Here is a 25375-nt window from a genome sequence, read left to right as displayed (position 1 = left end):
TATTGATATTGATTTTCAATTTCGATTATACCTTAGTTTTTTACTATTAATCAATGTTTTATGTTGGAAAACTTCTAAAAACGTCATTCCATGCTGTGAATAAAAAAACTTAACTTGTTCACAAGTATTTCACATTTTATGGAAATGATATGTGTACAGTTTTCTACATTATCCATCTAGGAGGAGTTTACATGTACAAAAAAATCGCTGTTTGTATGACTATGGCAGCATTATTATGCGGGATATCCACCTTCCCTATATCCGCTGCCACGCCAAAAGAAGTAACACTGCATCACCATAACCCAATTTCAGAAGAAGAAATGCAATCGCTAGAAAAACTCGGCTATAACAAACATGAAATTTGGAAAGCTGCTCATATTGCAAGAATTAGTAATAAAGAAATAAAAGATGTTTTAGCTTACTATAAGCAAAATAAATCTTGGGAGAAAACAGCCGAGCATTTCGGTATAGATCCAAGTAAGCTGAAAAAGCATCATATGAATAAAGAAACAAAGCAAGCACTGCTACAACAGTTAGCAACTATGCAAAAATCCACACCGGATCAGCTAAAGCAAAAAATGAAAGAATATAACATCAAATTGCGTCATCTTACTGTGTTAACAATCATCTCTCAAAAAAGCAATACTCCTCTTGATGATGTATTAAAGATGAAAAAAGATGGAATGGACATTAAACAAATTGCCGAAAAATTAAATGTAAAAAGAGAAGATATACGAGCGGAAATGATGAAATTAGTGAAGTCGATTAAGGAAAAGAAAACAAATTAATGTACCAAAAAGGAAGAGATTTTCAATACTCTTCCTTTTCTTTATGAACTTTCAATTTTCAAGTATAAATTCCCGTCTTTCCCAAAAACTAACACAAGTAAATGATGTAAGTTAGGGGTGAGAAAATGTTCGGTTTATCATCTAAGAAATCAAAAAAGACTAGTACAAAAACACTTTGTTCTATTCCAGAATTTATACAAACCATGAAAGAATCAAGCGATTTTGTCTCTTATAACATACTTAAAGATGAAACGTTGTGCTTGTTTTATTATAAGTCTGTCGTGGAAGCACTTATTATTAAACAATTTATTTTAACTCCTATAAAAAAAGAATCGGAACAAATCCAAAACATCTCTGATTTATGTAATATCATCTCTATTGAAGACATTATTACCTCCCCTTCTATTGATGATATTCGTGAAAAATTATTAGGTGGATATATTTTAATACGATTAAAAAACAATGCGAATCCTGATCAATATGCTTTAATTCGTGCCGAAAGTACTGTTTTAGGAAAACGATTATATAACGATACAGAAAATGAGTATAGTGTAATCGGGCCTAAAATCGGTTTCGTTGAAAATCTTGATACAAATATCCACTTATTGCGCCGAAATATCGTAACGGAGCAACTCATTTTTAAAGAAGTTACCGTCGGATCTATATCAAAAACGAAAGTAGCAGTTGCTTATATAGAAGGAATTACAAATGAACAATTTGTCAACACCGCAATTCAACGGCTAGAAGACATTGACTTTGATGTCCCATTTGATTCAACTATGATTGAGCAATTTATTAGTGATAATAGCAATTCACCTTTTCCTGTTCTATTACCTACAGAACGATTAGATCGAGCTGTATTTGCATTAATTAATGGGGAAGTTTTAATCTTAACAGATGGCTCTCCATATGCTTTATCAGGACCAACAACGTTACTGGATTTTTTCATTTCACCAGAAGATTATTATTTACCGTGGATGATTGGATCGTTCTTTCGTATTATTCGTTTTTTCGGAGCTATATTTTCTCTTTTTTCCTCCGCTATTTATACAGCGGCTTTAACATATCATTATCAAATGATCCCTGCCGATTTACTAGGTCCTATTATTTTCTCGAGAGCTAACGTACCTTTCCCTCCTATTCTAGAAGCACTCTTTTTAGAAATTACAATTGAATTGCTCCGTGAAGCTGGAGCGCGTTTACCGACAAAAGTCGGACAAACAATCGGGATTGTTGGGGGGATTGTAATTGGCCAAGCATCCGTGGAGGCAGCTTTGACAAGTACAATTTTATTAATTGCAGTTGCTTTATCCGCTCTTGCATCTTTCACAACACCAACAGTAAAGATGTCTTCTACTATCCGGTTGTTACGCTTTCCGCTTATTCTTTTAGCCGGTGCATTCGGAGGATTAGGCCTCGCTGTCGGATTTGTATTTATTTTAGCTCATTTAATTAAATTAAAATCGCTTGGATCACCTTATTTGTTACCTTTATATCCATTTCGTGGTTTAGGTACAGCAGAAGGTTTTCTTCGATTACCATTTAGTCAAACGGCACAAAGACCTTCTTTTCTTAGACCAAAATCAAAATGGCGCTACAATCCAAACAAATCGAAGCAAAAACGTGATGGTGAGAATGAATGAAGAAAATTTTATTGCACCTTATTATCATTATCTTCTTCATTTTACAAACTGGCTGTACACAAACGTATATAGTGGATACGCAGCGTATTATTCATGTCGCTGGATTTGACATCACAAAAAACAAAAGATTCCAAGGAACTATTCTCTTCCCAGAGTACACACATGGTGTAAAGTCTAAACCAGAAACTCAATCAACATCTGCCCGTTCACTTGAGACAATCGCTTCACGATTAAATGCAAAATCACCTCACAATGTCGTTGTAGGTCAAATGCGTGTCGTCCTATTTGGAAAGGCTCTAGGAGAACGCGGAATGGGAGAGATTATTACTAACTTACAACGTGACCCAAATATCGGGCGCGATGTACAACTAGCAATTGTAGATGGATCAGCTGAGGAACTTTTAAATTACGGAAAAAAAAATGGATCTTTATACATTGCTGATTTACTTGAACAAAATATCCGAAATGAGAACATTCCACAAACCGCATTAGACATTTTTTTATATAATTACTACTCTTCTGTATGTGATGCCTATGTCCCTTATCTTAAAATGGACGATAATCATTCCGTCGCTGTCAAAGGACTTGCTTTTTTAAAAGGCGATAAAGTCGTTATGTATACGGATAAAAGACATTCTGTTTTAGCAAAATTACTTATTAACCCTACGAAAAATGGACGTTACGAAGCAGCGATAACAAAGGATAAACATAAAGGTATGGTTGTTATACAAAACTTAGCTGGGGAAAATAAGTATGATATAGATCAAACTGGCGACATACCAAAAGTAAAAATCCATTTAAAATTAAATGGATTAATTAAAAACTCTCCAAATTGGATTGATCTAAGAAAAAAAACAAATATCAACTATATAAAAAAACAAATTGAAAGAAATGTTGAAAAAGACTGTGAAGATTTAATAAAACAATTTCAAGAAAAGAAAATTGATCCTTTAGGAATACGAGATGAAATTAGAAGCCATACGAGAAAATGGAATATAAAACAAATTCGAAATATGTATCAAAATGTAGCGGTGGATATAAATTTAGATCTTAATATTGTACAATCTGGAATCGGGGAATAGTGAGGTGAAATGAGCAATGAATACAATGAATAAAACAAAAACTGTCTCTCCATATTTTGCATTTATTTTATTGCATTCTCTCCAAATCGGAATAGGAATTCTCGGATATCAACGTGTAATTTTGAAAAATGCAGGTTATGATGCTTGGATTTCTCTTATTATTGCAGGTATTGCAACTCATATTGTACTGTTTTGTATGTTAAAAATGCTTGAAAAAGACGGAGATTTAATTAGCATTCATACAACAACCTTTGGAAAATGGATTGGCTCTATATTTTCTGTAATTTTCACTCTCTATTGCTTATTATTTTGCCTTACTGTTCTTCGTACATATATGGAAGTAATACAAGTTTGGATCTTTCCTACCATTAAGTTATGGAAACTTACCCTAATGTTTTTATTAGTCACTTACTACATTATAAAAGGTGGCTTCCGTTCTGTGACAGGGATATGTTTTTGGGGTATTGTTCTTCCTATGTTCGTTGTATTCTTTTTAGTCTATCCGATGAAGTATGCACATTTTCGTAATATTTTACCTATTTTTACGCATTCCCCTTTCGACATACTTGTGTCAGCAAAACAATCTGCATTAGAATTTCTCGGATTTGAAACAATTCTTATCTTCTATCCCTTTATTGAAAAAGGAAAATCTTTAAAAAGATGGGCTCACGCAGGGATTGTTTTTAGCACTCTAATTTATGTAGTTTTAGCTATTGTATCATTTATGTATTATAGTGAAGGACAATTGAATCACACTATTTGGCCTACTTTAACGATGTTAAAAATAATTAAAGTTCCTTTTATTCAACGGTTCGAATATATTATTATTTTTGTTTGGTTTTTAATAATTTTGCCGAATCTTTGTTTAACTATTTGGTCATCATGTCAAACCATGAAGCGTTCCTTTCATATTTCATTTAAATTTACACTACCATTTTTTATTTTCATCGTTTTTACAGCTTCTTTATTTTTTAAAAATCGGGAAAGTATCAACGCATTAAATACTGTACTATCTCAAGCGGGATTGTATATTGTATACGCTTATATCCCAATTTTATTTCTAGTTCATTCGCTAAGATGGCGCTTCAAAAATCAGTCAAAAAAATCTTCAACCGATACACCTTAATCTCTGATACAATTTGATTAATACATTTGTAAAGGGGACAAGCGAATGAAAAAGTATGTATTTTCTTTACTTGCAGTACTAAGCTTAATTCTTGCTGGATGCGGAAGTACTGGTACAAATGACCAAAAATCTTCTGAATCAAAAAAAGAAGAACATGACCACGCATCGCACACTCAGCAAGCTGACATTCAAGAGAAAACAAAAGGAGTCGACACACTTCCGACCTTCCTAGATAAGCTTGATCCACAAATGAAAGATATCTACACCGTCGCTGGACAAAATGCAGAGCTATTAGATTGGATTCCATGCTATTGTGGTTGCGGCGAAAGTGTAGGACATAAAAATAATAAAAACTGCTTTATCCGTGAAATTAAAAAGAATGGTGAAGTTGTTTGGGATTCCCACGCAACGACTTGCGTCAATTGCCTAGAAATCGCAGTTGAATCTGCTTCCATGAAACAAAAAGGAAAATCAACGCTAGAAATTCGTAACTATATTGATAATAAATATAAAGAAGGCTATGGCAAACCAACACCTACGCCAATGCCAAAAGCTTAAAAAACGAGGAAACTCCTCGTTTTTTCTTTTCATTCACTTTTTTTCTTAACAAATTCTTTCAAGTGTATTTCCCCTTACTTATCACACACTATATATAACTCTCGGTAAGGAGGGTACACAGTGCAAACATATAACGACTATGATAAAGCTCTCTATTACACGTATTGCTGTAATTGGGATAAATTACTCGTTCTCATGGTTCAAACGAACGATCAATTATTTTCTAAGCGTATTGAGCATTTTTTACACGCTTATCAATACAGCAAGGAACTACCAGAAGTTGATAAACAATTGCAGCTCCTATTTCAATATATTGACCACGCATCCCAAAAGTCGCATGTAGAAGAAGTAGAACAAATTCAAATGTAAAATATAGCGCTATTCTCTTCCGGAGAATGGCGCTTTTTTAAAATGTTTATATCAATAAAAGTTTCTCCTTATAAAACTTTTATTGATAAACATATTTTTTCTTTCTTTTCCATACCACTTCATACTATAATTTAGTATGTAACTATTATAAGAGAGGTATAAAATATGGGACGAGAAAAAAAGCAAGAATATGCTTTACTTACCGCATGGGGAGCTTCTTTTATCGCTACACTGGGAAGTCTTTATTTTTCCGAAATCATGAAATTTGAGCCTTGTGTTCTTTGTTGGTATCAACGTATTTTTATGTATCCATTCGTTTTATGGCTCGGTATCGCTGTAGCAAAGAAAGACTATCGCATCGCAACTTATTCTTTACCTATCGCAACTATTGGTGCTTGTATTTCTTTATATCACTATGCAATTCAAAAAGTCGCAGCATTTTCAGCCGCTGGGGCAGCTTGTGGACGTGTACCATGTACGGGAGAATACATAAACTGGTTCGGCTTTGTGACAATCCCGTTTTTAGCACTTATCGGCTTTATTACAATCGCTGTTTGTAGCTTTATTGTCATCAAAAACAAATAAGGAGATGAAAGAATGAAAAAAATGCTTATATTTGGTGGTATTATTATCGCCTTGTTTGCGGCAATTTTCGCTGTAACACAAATGGAAGAAAAAAACGCTTCAACTAGCCAAAAAATTGATAATGCTACTGGTAGTCAAACAGATGGCCCTGACTACTACACAAATAAAATTTCTCTTTCAGATCTTCAAAAGAACTTAAAAGAGAAAAAAGAAGAAACAGTATACTTTTATCAAACATCTTGCGTTCATTGCCAAAAATTATCTCCTGTCGTAGTGCCAATGGCTAAAGACTTGAACGTTGATATGAAAGTTATGGATATTGAAAAATTAGATGTTCCTTGGGATGAATATAAAATTCAAGGTACACCAACAATCATTCATTTTAAAGATGGCAAAGAAGTGAGCCGTATTAGCGGTGAACAGCCGAAAGACAAATTAAAAGAATGGCTTGAGCAAACGAAAAAGTAACGAGAAAAGGAAACTCCTTCTACACATGAAATGGGCGTAAAATCCCACACTAATGTATAAGGAGGGGGTTTTATGCCAGAAGTAAGATGTTCTGTTTCCAACTGTTCTTTTTGGGGACAAGGTAACTTTTGTCAAGCAAGTGCGATCATCGTTCAGCCTGATGCAGATGAAACTGGTCAAACTGAAAATGATTCATATACAGCTGCTGTTTTAACAAACGAAACGCTAGAAAGTTCTGTAGCAACGAGTGTAGAGACTTGTTGTCATACATTTAAGCCTAGATATTAACAATTATTCCACCTCATATACGTGAGGTGGTTTTTTCTTTCTCTCTTCTTGTTTACGTCATCTCTAATTCTCCCTATAATAAAGTTAACATTTTTATGAATACGAAGGTGGAATACTATGGCTAAAACAATTGCAGATATCGCCAAATTGGCTGGAGTTGCAAAAAGCACAGTCTCTCGTTACTTAAACGGCGGATATGTAAGTGATAAAACAAAACTTAAAATCGAAGGTATTATTCAGGAAACAAATTTCTCTCCCAATACATTTGCTCAAAGTTTAAAAGCAAAAACAACAAATTTAATTGGTGTCATCATCCCCCGATTAGACTCCTTCGCTACAATGAAAACACTTATCGGGATCGATAAAACATTACAGGAAAATAACTATCAAATGCTTGTAGCAAATGCAAATCAAACAACCGGAACTGAAATACAAGCAATTGAAAACTTTATAAAACAAAAGGTAGCTGGCATTATTTTATTAACAAAAACATTAACGAATGAACATCAAAAAATTATGGCTAATTCAAACATCCCTATTTTATTCGTCGGGCAAGAATATAAAGATCAATATTGCCTCGTTCACGATGATTATGATGCAGCTTATGAGTTAGGGGCATACGTTTTATCGCAAGGCCATCGACATATTGCCTATTTAGGGATAGAAAAAGATGATATTTCTGTTGGAATAAATCGAAAAAATGGTTTTCAAAAAGCAATTGAAAATTTAGAACCGACTTGCAACGTTTCATATTACGAAACAACTTTCCGCATAGAAGATGCCATGAAACAAGTACAACATATTTTAGATAATAATCGCCCAACTCTTATCGTATGTGCTACAGATAACATCGCTCTTGGCGCAATGAAAGTCATTCACTCCCACTCTCTTTCTGTACCAGGTGATATTTCTGTAACAGGATTCGGTGGATATGATATTTCAGAAATGGTACACCCTAGTTTAACGACAATTGCGTTTGACTATGAGTATGCTGGAAAGCTTGCTGCCACTTCTCTTTCACAGCTTGTTGAAAACAAAACTATACCAAAAATATTACACTCTCGTTATACATTAAAAATCCAAGAAAGCGTTGACAAAATATAAAGGCGCTCTATAATAAAATTAAAACCGGTTCCACATTTTAAAAACAGGATTTTCAACATCATTTCCCTGTTTTTTATTTTAACTTTTTACGGAACCGGTTCCACAAAAGAAAATTTATAGTAAGGGGGAATTTTTATGGATATGAAACAAATTGCAACTCAAGTAATACAGAATATTGGTGGAAAGGAAAACATTGTTCGTGCCACACATTGCGCGACTCGCCTTCGTCTTATATTAAAGGATGATACGAAAATAAACGCTGCAGAAATCGAAAACATCGATGGAGTAAAAGGTGCTTTTGCAACGACCGAGCAATATCAAATTATTTTTGGAACTGGCATAGTAAACAAAGTATATGATGAATTCTCAAAACTAATTGGAATAGCCGAACTAGATTCTACAACATCAAACGATATACCTAAGAAAAAAATGAATCCTATCGCCCGCCTAGCAAAGACACTATCTAATATTTTTGTTCCAATTATTCCAGCTATCGTCGCAAGCGGTTTACTTATGGGTCTACTCGGAATGTTGAAAGCGTTTAAATTAGTTCCTGGAGATCACTCACTTATCCAATTACTTGATATGTTCTCAAGTGCAGCTTTCATCATTTTACCTATTTTAATTGGAGTTAGTGCCGCTAAAGAATTTGGTGGAAACATTTTCTTAGGTGCAGTTGTTGGTGGTATATTAACTCACCCAAACTTAACAAATCCTTGGACTCTTTCAAATGCAAAACCCACTGTTTTACATTTCCTTGGTATGGATATTGATATGATTGGCTATCAAGGTACTGTTTTACCTATTTTATTATGTGTATATGTTATGAGTACAATTGAAAAAGAACTTCGAAAACGTGTTCCGAACTCTTTAGATTTATTAGTTACACCATTCTTAACAATTATTATAACTGGCTTTTTATCACTTATTATTATCGGACCAATTGGATATAAAATCGGTGACGGCATTACGTACCTTTTAAATACAATTTATCAATTTGCAGGACCAGTAGCTGGACTTATATTCGGTGGATTGTATTCAACAATCGTTCTTACTGGCTTACATCATAGCTTCCACGCTATTGAAGCGGGCTTACTCGCAAATAAAGATATCGGTGTCAATTTCTTACTCCCTATTTGGTCAATGGCGAACGTTGCACAGGGCGGTGCTACTTTAGCTGTCTATTTCAAAACAAAAAACAAAAAAACGAAAGAAATTGCAATTCCAGCAGCAGCTTCAGCATTTTTAGGAATTACAGAACCAGCTATCTTTGGTGTCAATTTAAAACTTGGTAAACCATTTATTGCAGCAGCTATTGGCGGCGCAATTGGAGGCGCTTACGTTGTTTGGATGCAAGTAGCGGCTAATGCATACGGTTTAACAGGTATTCCGATGCTTACAATTGTTGCACCTCTTGGCATGATGAACATGATTCACTATATAATTGGTTTCGCTATTGCAGTTATCACTGCTTTTGTTGCCACATTCATTTTATATAAAGAAAGTAAATAATAACGGGGTGAAAACCTATGTCAAAATATAAAACAATACTGCAATCTAATAAAGACGAATTACATTCTTTATATGAAATTGCAAACCAAGATTCATGGAAACCAATTTATCATATCCACCCACCATTTGGATTAATGAATGATCCTAACGGTGTATCATACTACAATGATGAATATCACGTTTTTTATCAGTGGTATCCATTTGGTCCCATTCATGGAATGAAGCATTGGGGGCATGTGAGGTCAAAAGACCTTATTAACTGGGAGCGTATGCCTGTAGCCATCATCCCTACTGAAAGCTATGAATCACACGGTGCATATTCTGGTAGTGCTATCGTAAAAGATGGCCTTCTTCATCTACTTTATACAGGGAATATAAAAAAGCCTGATGATTCCCGTGATGCAAAACAATGTATGGCAACAATGGATTCACAATATACGATGACGAAATATAGTAATAATCCTGTTATTGATATAATTCCTGACGGATATACAAAACATGTACGTGATCCAAAAGTCTGGAAACATAATGATATGTACTATATGTTACTCGGTGCCCAACGTGAAAATAAAACAGGAACTCTATTACTATACAAATCACAAGACCTATACAATTGGCATTTCCAAGGCGAAATTACAACAAACTTAAAAGAATTCGGATTTATGTGGGAATGCCCCGATTACTTCCAATTATCAGGGAAAGATGTACTTCTCTTTTCACCGCAAGGAATTGAAAAAGACGGAGAAAACTTTCACAATGTATACAATGTCGTTTATGCTATAGGCCATTTCGATATTAAAAATTTATATTTCCATGTTGATTCCTATTACGAAGCTGATAAAGGATTCGATTTTTATGCCCCTCAAACTTTAGAAGACTCTACTAGTCGTCGCCTATTGTTTGCTTGGGCAGGATCAAGTGAAATCACATATCCTTCTGATGATTATATGTGGGCTCATTGCCTAACACTTCCACGTGAATTAACATTAGAAGATAACATCTTAAAACAAAAACCAGTTTCAGAATTAACAAAACTACGAACAACAAAAAAAGACATTTCAGGAGATATAACAGCTGGATTAAATGTATTATCAACGCTTGATGATGAAGACTCCTATGAATTAATTGTTACACTTAAAACAGAAGATGCAAAGCGTTTTGGTCTTTCTCTCTTCCACAATGAGGAGGAATGTTTCCCCATTACATTTAATCGGGAACAAGGTACTATTTCTATAGACAGAGGCAACTTCTACCATCAATTTGGCGGAGAATATGGATTTGAACGCTGTAAAAAAATCAATATTCAAGATACGATAGAACTACAAATATTTGTAGATAAAAGCATCGTGGAAATTTTCTTATACGATGGTTCAACAGTCTTTACGTCCCGAGTTTTTCCCCGAAAAGACATGAAACATCATATCGCAATCTTTTCAGATGCAAAACTAAGCTTTACCATCACACAATATAAGCTGAAAAGAGGGATTGTATGAGAAATGTCTTTTGTATAGGTGAACTATTAATTGATTTTGTGTGCCGAAATACTAACGTTTCTTTAGTAAACGGTTCAGATTTCGAAAAAAAAGCTGGTGGAGCACCCGCTAACGTTGCTGCTGCGATTACAAAATTAGGTGGACACGCTACATTTATGGGGCAAGTAGGAAACGACCCATTTGGTGAGTTTCTTGAACAAACTTTACAGCGTGCGCAAGTCGATACATCCATGCTCATAAAAGATAAACAAACAACACTTGCATTCGTATCCATCGATCAAGATGGCGAACGTGATTTTACTTTTATGCGTGGTGCAGATGGTGAATATCAATTCAATAGCATTGATTTATCAAAAATACAAACGAATGATTTAATACATTTCGGTTCAGCGACAGCTTTACTATCAAGCCCATTAAAAGAAACGTATTTTCAGTTGTTACAATATGCGAAAGATAAAGGCCATTTTATTTCTTTTGATCCAAATTATCGAAGTGCACTCATTACAAATACAGAACAATTCTCTCAAGATTGTCTAACCTTTATAAAACATGCACACTTCGTAAAAGTAAGTCAAGAGGAAGCTACTATGCTCTCTAAAGAGAGTGATTTACAACAAGCTGCACTCAAATTATTAAATTATGGCGCAAAAGTAGTAGCTATTACACTTGGAAAAGACGGTACCCTTCTTGCGACAAATGAAGGTCAAACTATTGTCTCTTCTATTTCCATTCAACAAGTCGATACAACTGGTGCTGGTGATGCTTTCGTTGGAGCAATGTTATATCAGATTGCCCAAAGTGAACATACACTTTCGTATCATTTCAAAGACTTAACAGCGTTTATCTCCTTTGCAAATAAAGTAGGCGCTATCACATGTACAAATTACGGTGCAATTGCCTCTCTTCCATCATTAACAGATATAAAAGCATACGATTAATCGTATGCTTTTTTACATCCCTCTCCAAAAATCATGCATAATAAAAAAGTACAAAATAACGAGAACGGCCGTCCCGCATAAGGTAATGCGCCGATATATACTCTTCTCTCCTTCCCTCGCTTTCACAAACGCCCAAATAAATCCGAAGAACAATATTAAATCAACATATGGAACATAAAAAGAAAAGACGAGAAACGCATATAAATACACGATAAATAAACAGGTCGTTACTAAGAAAACTTTAAACGCAAATTCACTTTTCATAATATAACCGCCCCCTATCTGTACTGTATTATATTCAGCAAAATACAATAGTTGCAGTTAAACTCCAAGTATAAATAAGCTACCGTCTATAATACGGTAGCCATTACGGAACATTGTATTTCCGTTTATATATATTACTTAAAATCGAAGAAGGAATTTGCTCGTAACGAACTTTCTCTCCTGTTTCATCTATAATATACGAATTGTTTCCTATATAATATATTCCATCTTTTCGTTTTGAGTACACTGGATATCTTTCATTTGGCAATACCGTTTTCACTTTCGTTAACTGTCCATTTGGTTCTTGCCAATATATATCCGCGCGGTCTACTAGCGTAAGTACTCCAATTTGTTCTTCTTCTATTTTTCGACCATTCCAGCTCACAACGCGATAACCAAGCTTATTCGCTTCATATTCGGGGCTCGTATGAAAACGAGAAATGATTACTTTTGTTTGTAATTGTACTCGGTCATATAACCATTGTATATCCCTGTCATGCATACGAATGCAGCCATTTGATTCCCTACTTCCAATCGTCCATTCCCGGTTCGTCCCGTGAATTGCATATTCATTCTTATCTAGTCCAAGCCACCTCGTACCAAGAGGGTTATTCGGTGCACCCCCAGGTATTTTTTTTCGATGGTATTCTTTATTTTTAAATTTAGTTATAATACAAAAATTACCTTCAGGCGTAGGTGTACGATCTCTTCCAGTCGTTACTGGAAATGTTTTTGTGTAATTTCCATTTTCAAAAAAAGACAACTGGTTCGTCGTAAGATTTACTAATATTAAATGATCTGTATTAGCAAAAGCACTAACCGGTAGGATGAAAAATAATAGTATGATGAAACATAACTTTTTCAGCTATATCCCCCCTAGCGCTCCCTATAATAAGTGGAATTAACATTACTTTGCTCTTATAAATGAAAACTATCCATTTACAATAACGCCCCCATTTACATGTATCATTTGCCCAGTAACATAGGATGAATCACCAGATGCCAAGTATACGTATGCCGGCGCTAATTCATATGGTTGACCAGGTCTTTGCATCGGAACATTGCTCCCAAACTGAGAGACTTTCTTCTCATCAAAGCTCGATGGAATAAGCGGTGTCCAAATCGGGCCTGGTGCAACACCATTTACCCGAATCCCTTTTTGCACTAACGATTGAGAAAGTGATCTTGTAAAAGCTACGATTGCTCCTTTCGTTGCGGAATAATCAATTAACGTTTCATTTCCTTCATATGCAACGATAGATGCCGTATTTATAATGACATCCCCTTTCTTCAAATGAGAAAGGGCTGCTTTCGTAACGTGAAAATAAGAAAAAATATTAATACGAAATGTTTTTTCTAGCTGTTCTGCTGTAATATACTCTAGCCCTTGCTGCGGATATTGCTGTGCAACGTTATTAACTAAAATATTTAAACTACCTAACTGCCGGGCGGTCTCTTCCACAATATCTTTACAATGCTGTTCATTACTCAAATCCCCCGGCAACAATACACACTTTACACCTTCTTTTTCAACACGTTGTTTCGTCTCATTTGCATCTTCTTCCTCATCTAAATAAGCAATCGCAACATTTGCTCCCTCTTTTGCAAAAGCGATGGAAACTGCTCGTCCAATTCCGCTATCCCCTCCCGTAATTAACACATTCTTCCCTTTTAACTTTTCACTTCCTTTATAGTTTGCATCTTCAAACTGCGGAAGGGGGCTCATTAATGATTCAATACCTGGCTGCTTATTTTGATGTTGCGCAGGCATTGTTATAAAGTTTTTTTGTTGTGGCATAGCTTCTTTCAACTCCTTTTCCTTAGCATGTGCACAATAAAAAGCTGAAATTCACACATCGTTTTACGATTAATATTCGAATTTAAGACAAAAAATATGAATTGTTATAAACTTTTTATGCAAAACTATTGCAAAATAGATAAAAAACGAATATTATATATAACTGTTGTGAAAATTATTCGTAAACAGAAAGGATGTTTATATGTTTAACCTTTCAAAACATAAAACTTCTATTAAAACTGAAATTATGGCAGGTATTATTACCTTCTTAACAATGGCATATATCATTGTCGTAAACCCTGTTATCCTTGGAGATGCAGGTGTTCCATTTGAACAAGCATTTACAGCAACAATTATTGCTGCTGTTGTCGGAACATTATTTATGGCAATCTTTACAAACTTACCAATCGCAATCGCGCCAGGTATGGGATTAAATGCTTACTTCTCTTACTCTGTTGTAAAAGCGCATGAAGGCATGACTTTCGCAATTGCATTCTCTGCTGTATTCGTAGCAGGTATGATTTTAATTTTGCTATCATTTACATCTTTCCGTACAAAATTAATGGAAGCAATTCCTGAAAACTTAAAACATGCAATTACTGCTGGTATCGGGCTATTTATCGCCTTTATCGGTTTACGTTTAACAGGTATCGTTACAAAAAATGATGCAAACTTAGTTGGACTTGGTGATCTTCACTCTGCTCCAGTACTACTAGCATTAGCTGGACTTGGAATTACAATTGTCCTTATGTCTTTAAATGTAAATGGCGCACTATTTATCGGGATGCTATTAACTGGTATTATCGCTTTCTTCACGGGACAATTATCATTCTCAAACGGTGTTACATCAATGCCTGGTTTACCAGAAGGAATTATCGTTTCAAATCCAATTACTGCTGTATCTGACGTAATTAACTACGGATTATACGGCGTTGTATTCTCATTCTTCCTTGTTACACTATTCGATACAACAGGTACATTACTTGGCGTTGCACAACAAGGTGGATTTATGAAAGACGGAAAGCTTCCAAAAGCAGGACGAGCTCTTCTATCTGACTCATTCTCAGCAACTATTGGTTCTATGTTCGGAACGACACCATCAACAGCTTACATTGAATCATCTGCTGGTGTTGCAGCTGGTGGTCGTACTGGTTTAACAACTGTTACAGTAGCGGTTCTATTCGCATTAGCAGCATTCTTCGGACCATTAGTAAGTGCTGTTTCTGGTGTATCAGCTATTACTGCTCCATCATTAATTATCGTTGGTAGTCTTATGATGGGTTCAGTTCGCCACATCGATTGGGACGCATTTGATGAAGCATTCCCAGCATTTTTAGTAATCTTAAGCATGCCACTTACATCAAGTATCGCAACAGGTATCGCACTTGGATTTATTTCATATCCACTTATGAAAGTGGCAAAAGGTAAATTCCGTGCTGTTCACCCACTTGTATATGTATTTGGAATTTTGTTTGCTTATCAATTGATATTCTTACCACATTAAAATCCCTCATAAAGAGGGATTTTTTTATACATAAAAAGTAGAGCATCGAAATTCGATGCTCTATTTTCCTTTTTTAAAAGCAATATAAAAAGGCTACAGAGAAATTCTTCTCCGCAGCCTAATATTTATTTTTGCAAGAACGCCTGCAAATCTGCAAACTGTCTCTTTGCATCTTCATAGCCTTGCTCGTATAGATTTTGTAGTTTTGCTGTATCTTTTTCCATACGATCTACTTGAAGCGGTACTTCTGGACGAATAACAAATAAATTCCCAGCTTGTTCTTCTTTTTCAATATAGTGAAGTGTTTCATTATACACTTCATAACGATTTAGCATCGTGTTCACAAGGTTCGGATATTTTTTATAAGCTTTCGCAGCAATCCACCCAAATCTTGATTTTTTCTTTGCGTAACCATGATTTCTCGTTAAAATTACGACTGATTTTTTAAATCCATCTTCCTGTGCTTTACGAACTGGAATTGGATCAGAAATCCCGCCATCTAACAGTTGCTTACCACGATAATTTACGACTGGTGCAATGAAAGGCAATGAACTAGACGCTTGTAATAAATTTAGTGCATCATCATTCGTTCCTTCTTTTTCAAAATAAACAGACTGTCCTGTTTCACAATCCGTCGTTCCTACAAGGAAACGTTCTGGACTATTAAAGTATGTTTCAAAATCAAACGGCACATGCTTTTCTGGAATTTCATGAAAAATGAAATCCATATCAAATAGCTGACGTTTTCTCCATAAATTTTTATACGATAAATATTTCGGATGTGATGCATAATCAATATTGACCGTTTTATTTCTATTTCTTTGTCTGGAAAGATACGACGCTGCATGACAAGCACCAGCTGATACACCGATTACATATGGAAAATATAAATCTTGTTCCATAAAGTATTCTAATATCCCGCCCGTGTATACACCACGCATACCGCCGCCTTCTAATACTAACCCCGTATTTTCAAGCATGTTACTCTCTCCTCTATATATATTGACTCTTTAATTATTCACCATGTTAAGTATCTTTTTCTATTATATATGAGTTCTTTCAGAAATTATATTTAAAAGCCTTGAGAAAAAGGAGTTTTTTCTTCCAATTATATTTCCAAATGACCGGAGACATCCTTTATAAACCTTTGAATAAAATCTTGCTCTTCTTTCGTATATCCATCTAAAAGTAACAACCACTTTTCTTCAGCTTGCTTATGCAATTTTTCATGAGCTTTATATATTTCATTCCCACTCTCCGTTAAGCTGAAGAAGATTTCTTTTTGATTATCTAACATTTGCATCTTCTCAACGAATTGCTTTTGAAACAACTTTGTACAAATTTTAGAGATTGCTCCCTTCGTCAGGCCCATTTCTGTCGTAATTGCCGTTACATTCATCAAACCATTTTTTCCGATACATTCGATTACATGTAACTCAGATAAAGACATACTACTTACGCCTGTCTCACGAAGAAACTTCTCATTTTGTCGTTTTAAATGTTCTTCTTTTTTATGCAAAAGTGTACGAATGTCCGAAAGTATTTCCATTTGCTTCGTTGCATGCTTCAATCCGTTCGCCTCCTAAGTTTCCAAAGAAACAATTTAACTATATACCATTTTAAAACCATTTTTTCATCTTTACAAGTAAGAAAATCATGTTAAAATAAATTTAGTTTCCAAGGAAACTAAATCGCAAGGAGGTTAACATGATGAAAAACTCTAAACTAACTTTTATTTTATATGTTGTCTGTATTAGTGCCTTACTCGGTTCCTTCGCTCAAAATATTTACACACCTATCTTACCGATGATTCAAAATTCTTTTCACACTTCTCTTTATCTTGTAAATGTAACAGTTTCACTTTTCACATTCGTTCTTGCAATTATGCAGCTCGTATATGGACCTTTAATTGATACAAAAGGGAGAAAATCTGTCCTTATCCCTAGTTTAGTCATTAGTACAATTGGTTCAATCGGATGTGCCTTTTCGGCAAACATTTATTTATTTCTCTTTTTTAGAGCTGTTCAAGCTATAGGAATAGCGGCTATACCTGTAGTTTCAGCAACGATTATCGGCGATTTATTTGAAGGAAAAGAACGCGGAGAAGCGATGAGCCTATACCAAATGTTACTTGCCCTCGCACCTGCAATGGCTCCTCTCATAGGTGGTTATCTTGGCAGTATAAATGGTCACTTATCTGTATTTCTCTTTTTATCTACACTTGGCATTATCTTATTAATTATAAACATTTCACTACTCCCAGAAACAAAGCCAAATATAATTAAACAATCTAAAGCACAAAAGAATTACTCTCTTATCTTAAAAAATAAAACTGGATTTTCTATTACTCTTATTGGCTTCATTCAATTTTGTATTTACTTTTGCTTTCTCGTTTTTTTACCGAGTATTTTAACAAATTCATTTCATTTAACTGTAAATAAAATTGGTCTTATGTTTGTACCAATATCTCTTTCTATCATGCTAGGAAGTTTTTGCTACAAATTTTTGCAAAAACGCCTCACAACAAAGCAAGCTTTATTTATTACGAGTTTCTTCAATATTATATGTGTCGTTTTATTCTCTTTCACATATAACATCAATATCCCATTCATCATTATCGTTACATCTTTGTACGGTTTTAGTATGGGACTTTCTATGCCAACTCACACTACTTTATTAACAGAAGAATTCGTACAAGAACGCGCAACAGCTATTGGTATGTACAACTTCATCCGCTATCTTGGTATGGGCACAGGGCCACTTATAGGTGGATTTCTTTTATTTAACCAAAATTACTTTTGGATTTTCTTCCTAGGCGCAATTATGTTTTTACTTGTAATCTTATATACAATGAAAATGCTAAGTTTTCATTCTGTACAAAAAGCAAAATAGAGCCCCCAAAAAGGTCGGCTCTATTTATCCTCTTTGATCCGCAACAATATGAATATCAATATACTTTGTTTGTCTCATAATTTCATTTACAATAGAGCCTTTTCGTATTTCTTCCCACCTTGTTCTAGCCGATTGTCCAAGTAAAATTTGTGTTACTTGCAATCTTTTCGCGACTTCAATAATAACATCCGCTGGCTTTCTTCCCTTTGCTTCTTCTAATACAAAACTTGCATCAAATTGATTCGTGAGCGCCTTCCACTCTTCGATCGTCTGCTTTTTTCCAGCTGAAATAGAATCTATATTTTCCCTCTCAACGTTTAATACGTACAATTCAGCATTTAACCGATCAGCCATGCGCCATCCCCGTCGTATTAATTTCTCCGCTGTTGAACTGTATTGTACACAAACGAGAATTTTTTCTTTTACGCCAATCGGTTCTATTACTGTTTGGCTAATTTTCTCGTCCATATCATCCGCAACTTCTCGAAGTGATAATTCCCTAAGTGCTCCTAAATTATTAAGTGTAAAGAAGTTTTGTAAGCTTTGCTGAATTTTTTCTTCTTTATATATCTTTCCGTCTATTAGTCTCTTCCTTAATACCTCGGGCGTTGCATCAACGAGCTGAATTTCATTTGCTTTTTGTAAAATAAAATCTGGAATTCGTTCTCTTACTTTTACATTCGTAATTTGAGCTACAATATCATGAACACTTTCTAAATGTTGAATATTAAAAGCTGATAATACCGATATACCAGCCTCTAACAATTCCTGCACATCCATATAACGTTTCTTATGTTTAGAACCAGGAACATTACTATGCGCAAGTTCATCCACTACAACTACTTGCGGCGCGCGTTTTTTTATTCCTTCCACATCAAGCTCATAAAATACCTTTCCTTTATACTGTATTTCTTTCAAAGGAACTTTTTCTAAATCAGCAATTGCTTCTTCCGTCTCTTTTCTTCCATGCGTTTCAATTAAACCAATTACAATATCAATTCCATCTTTTTTCATTTCCCTTGCATCAAAGAGCATTTTATAACTTTTTCCTACGCCTGGAGCTGCTCCTACATATAGCTTTAACTTTCCGCGATTTTGCTGACGAATATATTCTAAATATTCCTCTGGCGTTCGCCTTTGAAACTTCGGTTCATAATCATCTGCATACAAAATAAACACTACCTTTCATTCGAAACAACGCTACCTCAATCCATTAGATTGAGGTAGCACTGTTACTATTTCATTAATTTCTGTAATGCCAAATTTAACTTTAAGACGTTTACGCGGGTCTCTCCAAATAAACCAAGCGCAGCACCTTCTGTTTGATCTTTAATCAATTGATTAAGTTTTTCTTTCGGAATATTCGTTAATTTCGAGATGCGATCCACCTGCACCGAGGCCGCCTTTGGACTAATATCAGGATCAAGCCCTGAACCTGAATTTGTCACTAAATCTATTGGTATTTCTGTAACCGGAACAGCTGGATTTTTTTCCTTCCAGTCCGCAATACTTTTCTCTACTCGCTTTGCTAAATCTGGATTAGATGGTGCATAGTTATTTGAACCAGATGCTTCAGCCTTATATTCAATACTAGAAACACGCCCTTGAAAATAACGTGGATCCGTGAAGTTTTGACCAATTAATTTAGAACCAATCACTTCATTTTTATCATTATATATTAGACTTCCATCCGCGTTATCCTTCATTACTGCTTGTGCAATACCAGTAACAATAAGTGGGTATACAAGTCCACACAACACTAGAAATGTAAAAGTAATACGGATAATTGGTGATAGTATACTTTGTTTCTTCTCCATCTTTTTCCCCTCTTCCTTATATAAACAAGCCGACAATCATATCAATTACCTTAATTCCAATGAACGGAACGATAACTCCGCCAAGCCCATAAATAAGTAAGTTTCGGCTAAGCAATGCATTAGAACTCATCGGTTTATATGCAATACCTTTCATCGCTAACGGAATGAGTAATGGAATAATAACAGCGTTAAATATTAATGCTGATAAAATTGCTGACAGTGGTGATGTTAGTTTCATAATGTTTAATGCTTCCATTTGCGGAATCGCAAGTGTAAACATTGCTGGAATGATTGCAAAATATTTCGCTATATCATTCGCAATACTAAACGTCGTTAAAGCACCTCGCGTCATTAACAATTGCTTACCGATTCCTACAACCTCAATAATTTTCGTTGGATTTGAGTCTAGATCAATCATGTTCGCCGCTTCTTTCGCTGCTGTCGTACCACTGTTCATCGCTAATCCAACGTCCGCCTGTGCTAATGCTGGAGCATCATTTGTACCATCACCTGTCATCGCTACAAGTTTCCCTTTATCTTGCTCTGCTTTAATAACAGCAATTTTATCTTCCGGTTTACACTCGGCAACGAATTCATCTACTCCAGCTTCTTTTGCAATCGTTGCTGCTGTTAACGGATTATCACCTGTACACATAACCGTTTTAATCCCCATTTGGCGCAACTGTTCAAAACGATCACGCATACCCGGTTTTACTGTATCCTTTAAATAAATTAAGCCATAAATACGATTATCTACTGCAACTACAAGTGGTGTTCCGCCCTCTTTTGAAATTAAGTCTGCTTTTTGATTTACATCTTTCGGAATTGTTCCGCCTTGTGACTCAACCCATTCAATAACGGCACCTACAGCACCTTTTCTCACTTTCGTTCCGTCTTGTAAATCAACACCACTCATTCTCGTTTCTGCTTTAAACGGAACAAACTCACCTTGTTCTGCAAGTTCTCTATTATATGATATAGATTTTCCCTGCACATACTCGATAACAGATCGACCTTCTGGTGTTTCATCTAAAACAGAACTAATAGCGGCCCACTTTCCAACTTGCTCAATCGTTTCATTTCCTACAGGTAATAATGTATGAGCCATTCGGTTCCCAAAAGTAATTGTACCTGTTTTATCTAAAATAATTGTATTAATATCGCCAGCAGCTTCTACTGCTTTCCCTGACATCGCTAACACGTTAAATTTTGTTACCCGGTCCATCCCAGCAATACCAATCGCTGATAGCAAACCACCAATTGTCGTTGGAATTAAACATACTAACAACGCTACAAGTACAGCAGTATCAATTTGAAAACCTAAATAATTTGTAAAAATCGGCAACGTCACAACGACGATCAAGAAAATAAGAGTTAAGCTCGTTAATACTGTATTTAAAGCAATCTCATTCGGCGTTTTTTGACGAGCAGCTCCTTCTACTAAAGAAATCATTTTATCGATAAATGATTCACCAGGATTACTCGTAATGACAATTGTAATTTCATCACTTACGACCATCGTTCCACCTGTTACGGAACAAAAATCACCGCCTGCTTCTTTTATAACAGGAGCTGATTCACCTGTAATTGCAGATTCATCTACAGATGCTAATCCTTTGATTACTTCGCCATCACTTGGAATCATTTCTCCTTGTTTTACGATAACAACGTCACCTTTTCTAAGATCAGTTGCTGAAACTTGGACAATGCCTCCATTTTCTTTTACTACATTTGCAAACACATCTTTCTTCGACTGCTTTAAAGAATCGGCTTGCGCTTTACCACGACCTTCTGCTAATGCTTCTGCAAAATTCGCAAATAAAACTGTAAATAATAGAATGAGAGAAACTGTTATATTAAACCATCCTGGTATACTACTAGAACTGCTTGGAAGAAAAGATAAAATGAACGTAATGATAAATCCAATTTCCACAACGAACATAATCGGATTCTTTATCATGACCTTCGGATTCAATTTCGCAACGGATTGCTTCATCGCATGTGTTACGATATCACGATCCATCGTTTTCGCTTGTCTAACTTCATCTTCTACAGCATGTATTTGGGACTCATTTAATTGTTTTTCTTTTACTACTACCGGTCTCATCATTTACCCTCCATTACTTCAATGTAAGAAATTCTGCAATTGGACCGAGTACTAACATCGGGAAGAATGTTAATGCACCGACAATTACAATTGTTCCGATGAAGATGCCACCAAATAAACTATTATCTGTACGGAACGTTCCGACTGTTTCTGGCACTACCGTTTTTTCTTTCAATGAAGCTGCCACAGCTAGCATCGTAATTAAACTGAAGTAACGTCCTAAAAACATAACTAAACCAGTCGTAATATTCCAAAACGGTGTATTATCTCCTAATCCTTCAAATCCAGATCCGTTATTCGCAGCTGACGATGTATATTCATAGACCACTTGCGTCAAACCGTGGAAACCGGAATGAGAAATAGCATCCGTCCCTAAATTTGTTGAAAGAGCTAATGCCGAAAATCCTAAAATGAGCAATGGATGAAATAAAATCGTGACCGCGATTAATTTCATTTCCTTACCTTCAATCTTTTTACCTAAAAACTCTGGTGTCCGTCCAACCATTAACCCAGATATAAACACCGCGATAATTGCATACATAATAATGTTTACAAAACCTGCTCCAACGCCGCCATACACAGTATTTAACATCATATTTACAAGCGGAACTAAACCGCCAATTGGTGTTAACGTATCATGCATCGTATTAACAGCGCCTGTTTCAGCAGCTGTCGTTACCGTTGCGTATAATGAAGAAAATACTGTTCCAAATCGTACTTCTTTCCCTTCTGTACTTCCTTGTACATGTTCGATACCCATTCCATTTAATGCCGGATTCCCATTTAGTTCAGATGTCGTAATCGTTATAAATCCTAGTAAAAACACCATAAAAAGTGATACGAAAAGGATGCGACCTTGTTTTTTATTTCCTACCATTCGTCCGTACGTAAATGGAAGTGCTGTTGGTAATAACATCATAAGCATCATTTGCAAAATATTACTCATTTGTCCTGGATTTTCAAAAGGATGCGTAGAGTTCGCTCCGAAAAATCCACCGCCGTTATTTCCAAGTTCCTTTATGGAAACGAATGATGCAACAGGTCCACGTAATATACTTTGCTTTGCCCCATCAATCGTTTGTGCTGTAACCGCCCCATCTAACGTTTGGGGTACGCCAAGTGCGACAAAAACTAGTGCCGCAATAAATGCGATAGGAAGAAACACTCTCGTTAACGCTCTCGTAAAATCAACGAAAAAGTTACCAAGTTCTTTTCCAGCAAGTCCTCTTATAAAAGCCATAACGAGCGCTAATGTCGTTGCTGGTGCCGCAAACATTAAAAATGTAATCCCGATTAATTGTGATAAATAGGATAAACCATTTTCACCGCTATAATGCTGTAAATTTGTATCAGCCATAAAACTAATCGCTGTATTAAAAGCGAGCGTAGGCTCCATCCCTTCAATATGCGCTGGATTTAGCGGCAGCACACCTTGTAATCTGAAAATGAAATATACAACAACAATCATAAATCCGTTGAGTAAAACTAATGATAATGCGTACTGTTTCCACGTTTGATTGTATTCTTTTACACCCGTAATTTTAAAAATAAGTTTTTCAAAAGGCCCAAATACTTTATCTAGCGTTTTGCTACCTTGAAAAGCTTTTTCTAAATAAACCCCCGTTGGCTTTGCTACTAAAATAAACAAGAGCATTGTAATAATGACTGCAACCCAAATCATAATGAATGATTCCCCCTAATTAAAACTTCTCTGGATTTAATAATGCATACACTAAATACACTGTAATTGCTGCGACAATAACCGATAAGACAATCATCATGATTGCTTTCCTTCTTTCACAACTTTATCTGACCAACTTGCAAGACTTGCCATTGATGCAACTAATAAAATAAAAATCCCGACCATTACAACATCTAACATAGCTATCCCTCGCTTTATTTTTGTTAAAATTTACCATTTAAATATTAAAAAAGAACACTGAGCTCTACTCAGTGTTCAAAAAATGAACAACAAAAAGTAAACCTCCTCTCTAAACGCTTACGAGGTTAGCTGTCGGATTCGGGCCTAAAGAGTAGCCCTACTTTCAAAACTGAAAGATTCACCCCAAGTGACGATGCACAAAATTGGTTCCCCCGCTCCATTTCTGGAACTCAGCGATTTTAGGTTTTTTTGGAAATTTTATGAATGATTTATGAGAGTAAATATACTCCTCTATATTTCACTTGTAAAGGAGTAAATTACTGAAAATAATAATATTTACATTCATTTAAACGCTTACATTAAAGATTATTACTATTATTTCATCTATTTTCTTTATTTCTCTTCTCTTTTCTTAAAAATGACCTTTTAAATATGAAATAAAAAGAGCGAATGACATGAAGTGCATAGCTTGTTGCACTCAGCATTCGCTCTTTTTTATTCAACCTTTATTCTCCTCGTAAAAATGCACGTAAATTTCTCCCGCGAATATAAACTTGTGTCAATTCTGCATGTAGCTGCTCATACTCGGTAATATCTACCTCTAAATACAAAGCATCTTTTGATGGTAATATAATATACGGCCCTGGAAAAAGGGGATCGATCTGAACCAATTCTTGAACTCGCTCTACCGATACTGCCCAACGATTTGCTATATCTCCAAGTAATAGTACCTTCATCATTTCTTCCCCCGCCCTATTCAAAAAATAAAAAAGAAATATTATCACAATTTGTAAACACGACAAACTTAGCTCCAATTGTTTCATAGAGCCTCGCTGGATATCGTTTATTCCTTGTAACAACAGTAATAGGTGCTTGAAAAGAAAAGCGAATGTGTTCTGTGAAAAAACTAACGATTGGAAGCTCATCCCCTAGTAAAATCACCTTCTTAATACACTCACAAATACTAGTAAAGTCCTGCTCCTTACTGCAGCTATAAGTCCAATCAAACCCACAATTCCTAACTTCAGCCGCTATCTCTTCATTTGCTGTAAAAATAATTAACTCATGTTGAAATGATACTAAATCTCTTAAACTATTTACCTTACTTTCTTCTCCAACACAAATAAGTGTTAGTTCCATGTACCTCATCCTCCTTA

The 25375-nt window shown here is 35.3% G+C and carries 28 protein-coding genes and 1 riboswitch; of the genes, 15 read left to right on the top strand and 13 right to left on the bottom strand.

Annotation, left to right across the window (positions count from 1 at the left end; all coding sequences use genetic code 11):
• The first annotated feature begins 191 nt into the window (after positions 1–191).
• The 13 genes from DN404_RS23935 (at position 192) to DN404_RS23875 (ending at position 11954) form a co-directional block, all read left to right on the top strand.
• Positions 192–788 carry a hypothetical protein gene (locus tag DN404_RS23935; protein WP_069604139.1) on the top strand — a complete coding sequence of 199 codons (597 nt, stop codon included), beginning with the start codon at positions 192–194 and terminating at the stop codon, positions 786–788.
• Positions 789–913: 125 nt separating this feature from the next.
• Complete coding sequence (locus DN404_RS23930; protein ID WP_116344990.1) at positions 914–2431, top strand: spore germination protein; 1518 nt, start codon at positions 914–916, stop codon at positions 2429–2431.
• Entirely contained in the window at positions 2428–3513 is a 1086-nt protein-coding gene (locus tag DN404_RS23925; RefSeq protein WP_000722252.1) for a Ger(x)C family spore germination protein, read from the top strand. The genes DN404_RS23930 and DN404_RS23925 overlap by 4 nt, the downstream gene beginning before the upstream one ends.
• A 16-nt stretch (positions 3514–3529) precedes the next feature.
• Positions 3530–4639, top strand: a complete 1110-nt coding sequence (locus tag DN404_RS23920; protein WP_001095034.1) for a GerAB/ArcD/ProY family transporter — start codon at positions 3530–3532, stop codon at positions 4637–4639.
• A 45-nt stretch (positions 4640–4684) separates the two neighbouring features.
• Entirely contained in the window at positions 4685–5197 is a 513-nt protein-coding gene (locus tag DN404_RS23915) for a PCYCGC domain-containing protein (protein ID WP_000761026.1), read from the top strand.
• Positions 5198–5317: 120 nt separating this feature from the next.
• Positions 5318–5566 (top strand): YhdB family protein, encoded by a 249-nt coding sequence (locus DN404_RS23910; protein ID WP_001195459.1) that lies wholly within the window; start codon positions 5318–5320, stop codon positions 5564–5566.
• Between the two features lie 165 nt (positions 5567–5731).
• Positions 5732–6151 (top strand): disulfide formation protein C, encoded by a 420-nt coding sequence (locus DN404_RS23905; RefSeq protein WP_000532267.1) that lies wholly within the window; start codon positions 5732–5734, stop codon positions 6149–6151.
• A 12-nt stretch (positions 6152–6163) separates the two neighbouring features.
• Positions 6164–6619, top strand: coding sequence for a thioredoxin family protein (locus DN404_RS23900; RefSeq protein WP_000738436.1), 456 nt, complete (start codon positions 6164–6166; stop codon positions 6617–6619).
• Between the two features lie 72 nt (positions 6620–6691).
• Positions 6692–6907: a DUF1540 domain-containing protein gene (locus DN404_RS23895; RefSeq protein WP_001115482.1), complete on the top strand. Its 216-nt coding sequence runs from the start codon at positions 6692–6694 to the stop codon at positions 6905–6907.
• A gap of 117 nt (positions 6908–7024) precedes the next feature.
• Positions 7025–8011, top strand: a complete 987-nt coding sequence (locus DN404_RS23890; RefSeq protein WP_001140402.1) for a LacI family DNA-binding transcriptional regulator — start codon at positions 7025–7027, stop codon at positions 8009–8011.
• A gap of 135 nt (positions 8012–8146) precedes the next feature.
• On the top strand, positions 8147–9523 hold the full coding sequence (locus DN404_RS23885; protein ID WP_000367318.1) for a sucrose-specific PTS transporter subunit IIBC: 1377 nt from the start codon (positions 8147–8149) through the stop codon (positions 9521–9523).
• Positions 9524–9540: 17 nt separating this feature from the next.
• Positions 9541–11016 carry a beta-fructofuranosidase gene (gene scrB, locus DN404_RS23880; RefSeq protein ID WP_000049751.1) on the top strand — a complete coding sequence of 492 codons (1476 nt, stop codon included), beginning with the start codon at positions 9541–9543 and terminating at the stop codon, positions 11014–11016.
• The gene (locus tag DN404_RS23875) at positions 11013–11954 is read left to right on the top strand and encodes a carbohydrate kinase family protein (protein ID WP_001246640.1); all 942 of its coding nucleotides are present in this window, start codon (positions 11013–11015) and stop codon (positions 11952–11954) included. The genes scrB and DN404_RS23875 overlap by 4 nt, the downstream gene beginning before the upstream one ends.
• A gap of 12 nt (positions 11955–11966) precedes the next feature.
• Here DN404_RS23875 and DN404_RS23870 read toward each other — a convergent pair whose 3' ends face one another.
• From DN404_RS23870 to DN404_RS23860, 3 genes are all read right to left on the bottom strand, one after another.
• A complete protein-coding gene (locus DN404_RS23870; RefSeq protein WP_000834195.1) occupies positions 11967–12218 on the bottom strand; it encodes a hypothetical protein in 252 nt (83 codons plus the stop codon).
• Positions 12219–12321: 103 nt separating this feature from the next.
• The gene (locus DN404_RS23865; protein ID WP_025709928.1) at positions 12322–13083 is read right to left on the bottom strand and encodes a L,D-transpeptidase; all 762 of its coding nucleotides are present in this window, start codon (positions 13081–13083) and stop codon (positions 12322–12324) included.
• Between the two features lie 66 nt (positions 13084–13149).
• The gene (locus DN404_RS23860; protein WP_001136261.1) at positions 13150–14016 is read right to left on the bottom strand and encodes an SDR family oxidoreductase; all 867 of its coding nucleotides are present in this window, start codon (positions 14014–14016) and stop codon (positions 13150–13152) included.
• A 202-nt stretch (positions 14017–14218) separates the two neighbouring features.
• Here DN404_RS23860 and DN404_RS23855 point away from each other — a divergent pair, with 202 nt between their 5' ends.
• On the top strand, positions 14219–15520 hold the full coding sequence (locus tag DN404_RS23855; RefSeq protein WP_000482713.1) for an NCS2 family permease: 1302 nt from the start codon (positions 14219–14221) through the stop codon (positions 15518–15520).
• A 125-nt stretch (positions 15521–15645) separates the two neighbouring features.
• Here DN404_RS23855 and DN404_RS23850 read toward each other — a convergent pair whose 3' ends face one another.
• Positions 15646–16500 carry a patatin-like phospholipase family protein gene (locus tag DN404_RS23850; protein ID WP_000892679.1) on the bottom strand — a complete coding sequence of 285 codons (855 nt, stop codon included), beginning with the start codon at positions 16498–16500 and terminating at the stop codon, positions 15646–15648.
• 128 nt (positions 16501–16628) lie between these two features.
• Positions 16629–17090: a MarR family transcriptional regulator gene (locus DN404_RS23845; RefSeq protein WP_016121923.1), complete on the bottom strand. Its 462-nt coding sequence runs from the start codon at positions 17088–17090 to the stop codon at positions 16629–16631.
• Positions 17091–17230: 140 nt separating this feature from the next.
• Between DN404_RS23845 and DN404_RS23840 the strand changes: the two genes are divergently transcribed.
• Complete coding sequence (locus DN404_RS23840) at positions 17231–18412, top strand: MFS transporter (RefSeq protein ID WP_149215530.1); 1182 nt, start codon at positions 17231–17233, stop codon at positions 18410–18412.
• Positions 18413–18436: 24 nt separating this feature from the next.
• Here DN404_RS23840 and kdpDN read toward each other — a convergent pair whose 3' ends face one another.
• From kdpDN to DN404_RS23800, 8 genes are all read right to left on the bottom strand, one after another.
• Complete coding sequence (gene kdpDN / locus DN404_RS23835; RefSeq protein ID WP_074619043.1) at positions 18437–19591, bottom strand: KdpD-like non-kinase potassium sensor; 1155 nt, start codon at positions 19589–19591, stop codon at positions 18437–18439.
• Positions 19592–19647: 56 nt separating this feature from the next.
• A complete protein-coding gene (gene kdpC / locus DN404_RS23830) occupies positions 19648–20229 on the bottom strand; it encodes a K(+)-transporting ATPase subunit C (protein ID WP_000412594.1) in 582 nt (193 codons plus the stop codon).
• Between the two features lie 16 nt (positions 20230–20245).
• Positions 20246–22336, bottom strand: coding sequence for a potassium-transporting ATPase subunit KdpB (kdpB, locus tag DN404_RS23825; protein ID WP_149215529.1), 2091 nt, complete (start codon positions 22334–22336; stop codon positions 20246–20248).
• Positions 22337–22349: 13 nt separating this feature from the next.
• Positions 22350–24017 carry a potassium-transporting ATPase subunit KdpA gene (gene kdpA / locus DN404_RS23820; RefSeq protein ID WP_006914749.1) on the bottom strand — a complete coding sequence of 556 codons (1668 nt, stop codon included), beginning with the start codon at positions 24015–24017 and terminating at the stop codon, positions 22350–22352.
• 19 nt (positions 24018–24036) lie between these two features.
• Complete coding sequence (gene kdpF, locus DN404_RS23815; protein WP_223153441.1) at positions 24037–24114, bottom strand: K(+)-transporting ATPase subunit F; 78 nt, start codon at positions 24112–24114, stop codon at positions 24037–24039.
• Entirely contained in the window at positions 24114–24218 is a 105-nt protein-coding gene (locus tag DN404_RS23810) for a SipW-dependent-type signal peptide-containing protein (protein ID WP_000887894.1), read from the bottom strand. Before DN404_RS23810 ends, kdpF begins: the two co-directional genes overlap by 1 nt.
• A gap of 100 nt (positions 24219–24318) precedes the next feature.
• A riboswitch (cyclic di-AMP (ydaO/yuaA leader) is annotated at positions 24319–24464 on the bottom strand.
• A 260-nt stretch (positions 24465–24724) separates the two neighbouring features.
• Positions 24725–24958, bottom strand: coding sequence for a hypothetical protein (locus tag DN404_RS23805; RefSeq protein ID WP_001985933.1), 234 nt, complete (start codon positions 24956–24958; stop codon positions 24725–24727).
• A gap of 13 nt (positions 24959–24971) precedes the next feature.
• Complete coding sequence (locus tag DN404_RS23800) at positions 24972–25358, bottom strand: hypothetical protein (protein ID WP_000424090.1); 387 nt, start codon at positions 25356–25358, stop codon at positions 24972–24974.
• Between the last annotated feature and the right edge of the window lie 17 nt (positions 25359–25375).

The sequence above is a fragment of the Bacillus sp. TE8-1 genome (assembly GCF_008368855.1).
Taxonomy (GTDB): Bacteria; Bacillota; Bacilli; order Bacillales; family Bacillaceae_G; genus Bacillus_A; species Bacillus_A cereus.
This window is presented reverse-complemented; position numbering and strand designations above follow the sequence as displayed.

What these genes read in the sequence shown, in the direction of transcription:
- DN404_RS23935 (WP_069604139.1), top strand. Translation starts at nt 192, where the DNA reads ATGTACAAAAAAATCGCTGTTTGTATGACTATGGCAGCATTATTATGC.
- DN404_RS23930 (WP_116344990.1), top strand. Translation starts at nt 914, where the DNA reads ATGTTCGGTTTATCATCTAAGAAATCAAAAAAGACTAGTACAAAAACA.
- DN404_RS23925 (WP_000722252.1), top strand. Translation starts at nt 2,428, where the DNA reads ATGAAGAAAATTTTATTGCACCTTATTATCATTATCTTCTTCATTTTA.
- DN404_RS23920 (WP_001095034.1), top strand. Translation starts at nt 3,530, where the DNA reads ATGAATACAATGAATAAAACAAAAACTGTCTCTCCATATTTTGCATTT.
- DN404_RS23915 (WP_000761026.1), top strand. Translation starts at nt 4,685, where the DNA reads ATGAAAAAGTATGTATTTTCTTTACTTGCAGTACTAAGCTTAATTCTT.
- DN404_RS23905 (WP_000532267.1), top strand. Translation starts at nt 5,732, where the DNA reads ATGGGACGAGAAAAAAAGCAAGAATATGCTTTACTTACCGCATGGGGA.
- DN404_RS23900 (WP_000738436.1), top strand. Translation starts at nt 6,164, where the DNA reads ATGAAAAAAATGCTTATATTTGGTGGTATTATTATCGCCTTGTTTGCG.
- DN404_RS23895 (WP_001115482.1), top strand. Translation starts at nt 6,692, where the DNA reads ATGCCAGAAGTAAGATGTTCTGTTTCCAACTGTTCTTTTTGGGGACAA.
- DN404_RS23890 (WP_001140402.1), top strand. Translation starts at nt 7,025, where the DNA reads ATGGCTAAAACAATTGCAGATATCGCCAAATTGGCTGGAGTTGCAAAA.
- DN404_RS23885 (WP_000367318.1), top strand. Translation starts at nt 8,147, where the DNA reads ATGGATATGAAACAAATTGCAACTCAAGTAATACAGAATATTGGTGGA.
- scrB (WP_000049751.1), top strand. Translation starts at nt 9,541, where the DNA reads ATGTCAAAATATAAAACAATACTGCAATCTAATAAAGACGAATTACAT.
- DN404_RS23875 (WP_001246640.1), top strand. Translation starts at nt 11,013, where the DNA reads ATGAGAAATGTCTTTTGTATAGGTGAACTATTAATTGATTTTGTGTGC.
- DN404_RS23870 (WP_000834195.1), bottom strand. Translation starts at nt 12,218, where the DNA reads ATGAAAAGTGAATTTGCGTTTAAAGTTTTCTTAGTAACGACCTGTTTA.
- DN404_RS23860 (WP_001136261.1), bottom strand. Translation starts at nt 14,016, where the DNA reads ATGCCACAACAAAAAAACTTTATAACAATGCCTGCGCAACATCAAAAT.
- DN404_RS23855 (WP_000482713.1), top strand. Translation starts at nt 14,219, where the DNA reads ATGTTTAACCTTTCAAAACATAAAACTTCTATTAAAACTGAAATTATG.
- DN404_RS23850 (WP_000892679.1), bottom strand. Translation starts at nt 16,500, where the DNA reads ATGCTTGAAAATACGGGGTTAGTATTAGAAGGCGGCGGTATGCGTGGT.
- DN404_RS23840 (WP_149215530.1), top strand. Translation starts at nt 17,231, where the DNA reads ATGAAAAACTCTAAACTAACTTTTATTTTATATGTTGTCTGTATTAGT.
- kdpC (WP_000412594.1), bottom strand. Translation starts at nt 20,229, where the DNA reads ATGGAGAAGAAACAAAGTATACTATCACCAATTATCCGTATTACTTTT.
- kdpB (WP_149215529.1), bottom strand. Translation starts at nt 22,336, where the DNA reads ATGAGACCGGTAGTAGTAAAAGAAAAACAATTAAATGAGTCCCAAATA.
- kdpA (WP_006914749.1), bottom strand. Translation starts at nt 24,017, where the DNA reads ATGATTTGGGTTGCAGTCATTATTACAATGCTCTTGTTTATTTTAGTA.
- kdpF (WP_223153441.1), bottom strand. Translation starts at nt 24,114, where the DNA reads ATGATTGTCTTATCGGTTATTGTCGCAGCAATTACAGTGTATTTAGTG.
- DN404_RS23810 (WP_000887894.1), bottom strand. Translation starts at nt 24,218, where the DNA reads ATGTTAGATGTTGTAATGGTCGGGATTTTTATTTTATTAGTTGCATCA.
- DN404_RS23805 (WP_001985933.1), bottom strand. Translation starts at nt 24,958, where the DNA reads ATGATGAAGGTACTATTACTTGGAGATATAGCAAATCGTTGGGCAGTA.
- DN404_RS23800 (WP_000424090.1), bottom strand. Translation starts at nt 25,358, where the DNA reads ATGGAACTAACACTTATTTGTGTTGGAGAAGAAAGTAAGGTAAATAGT.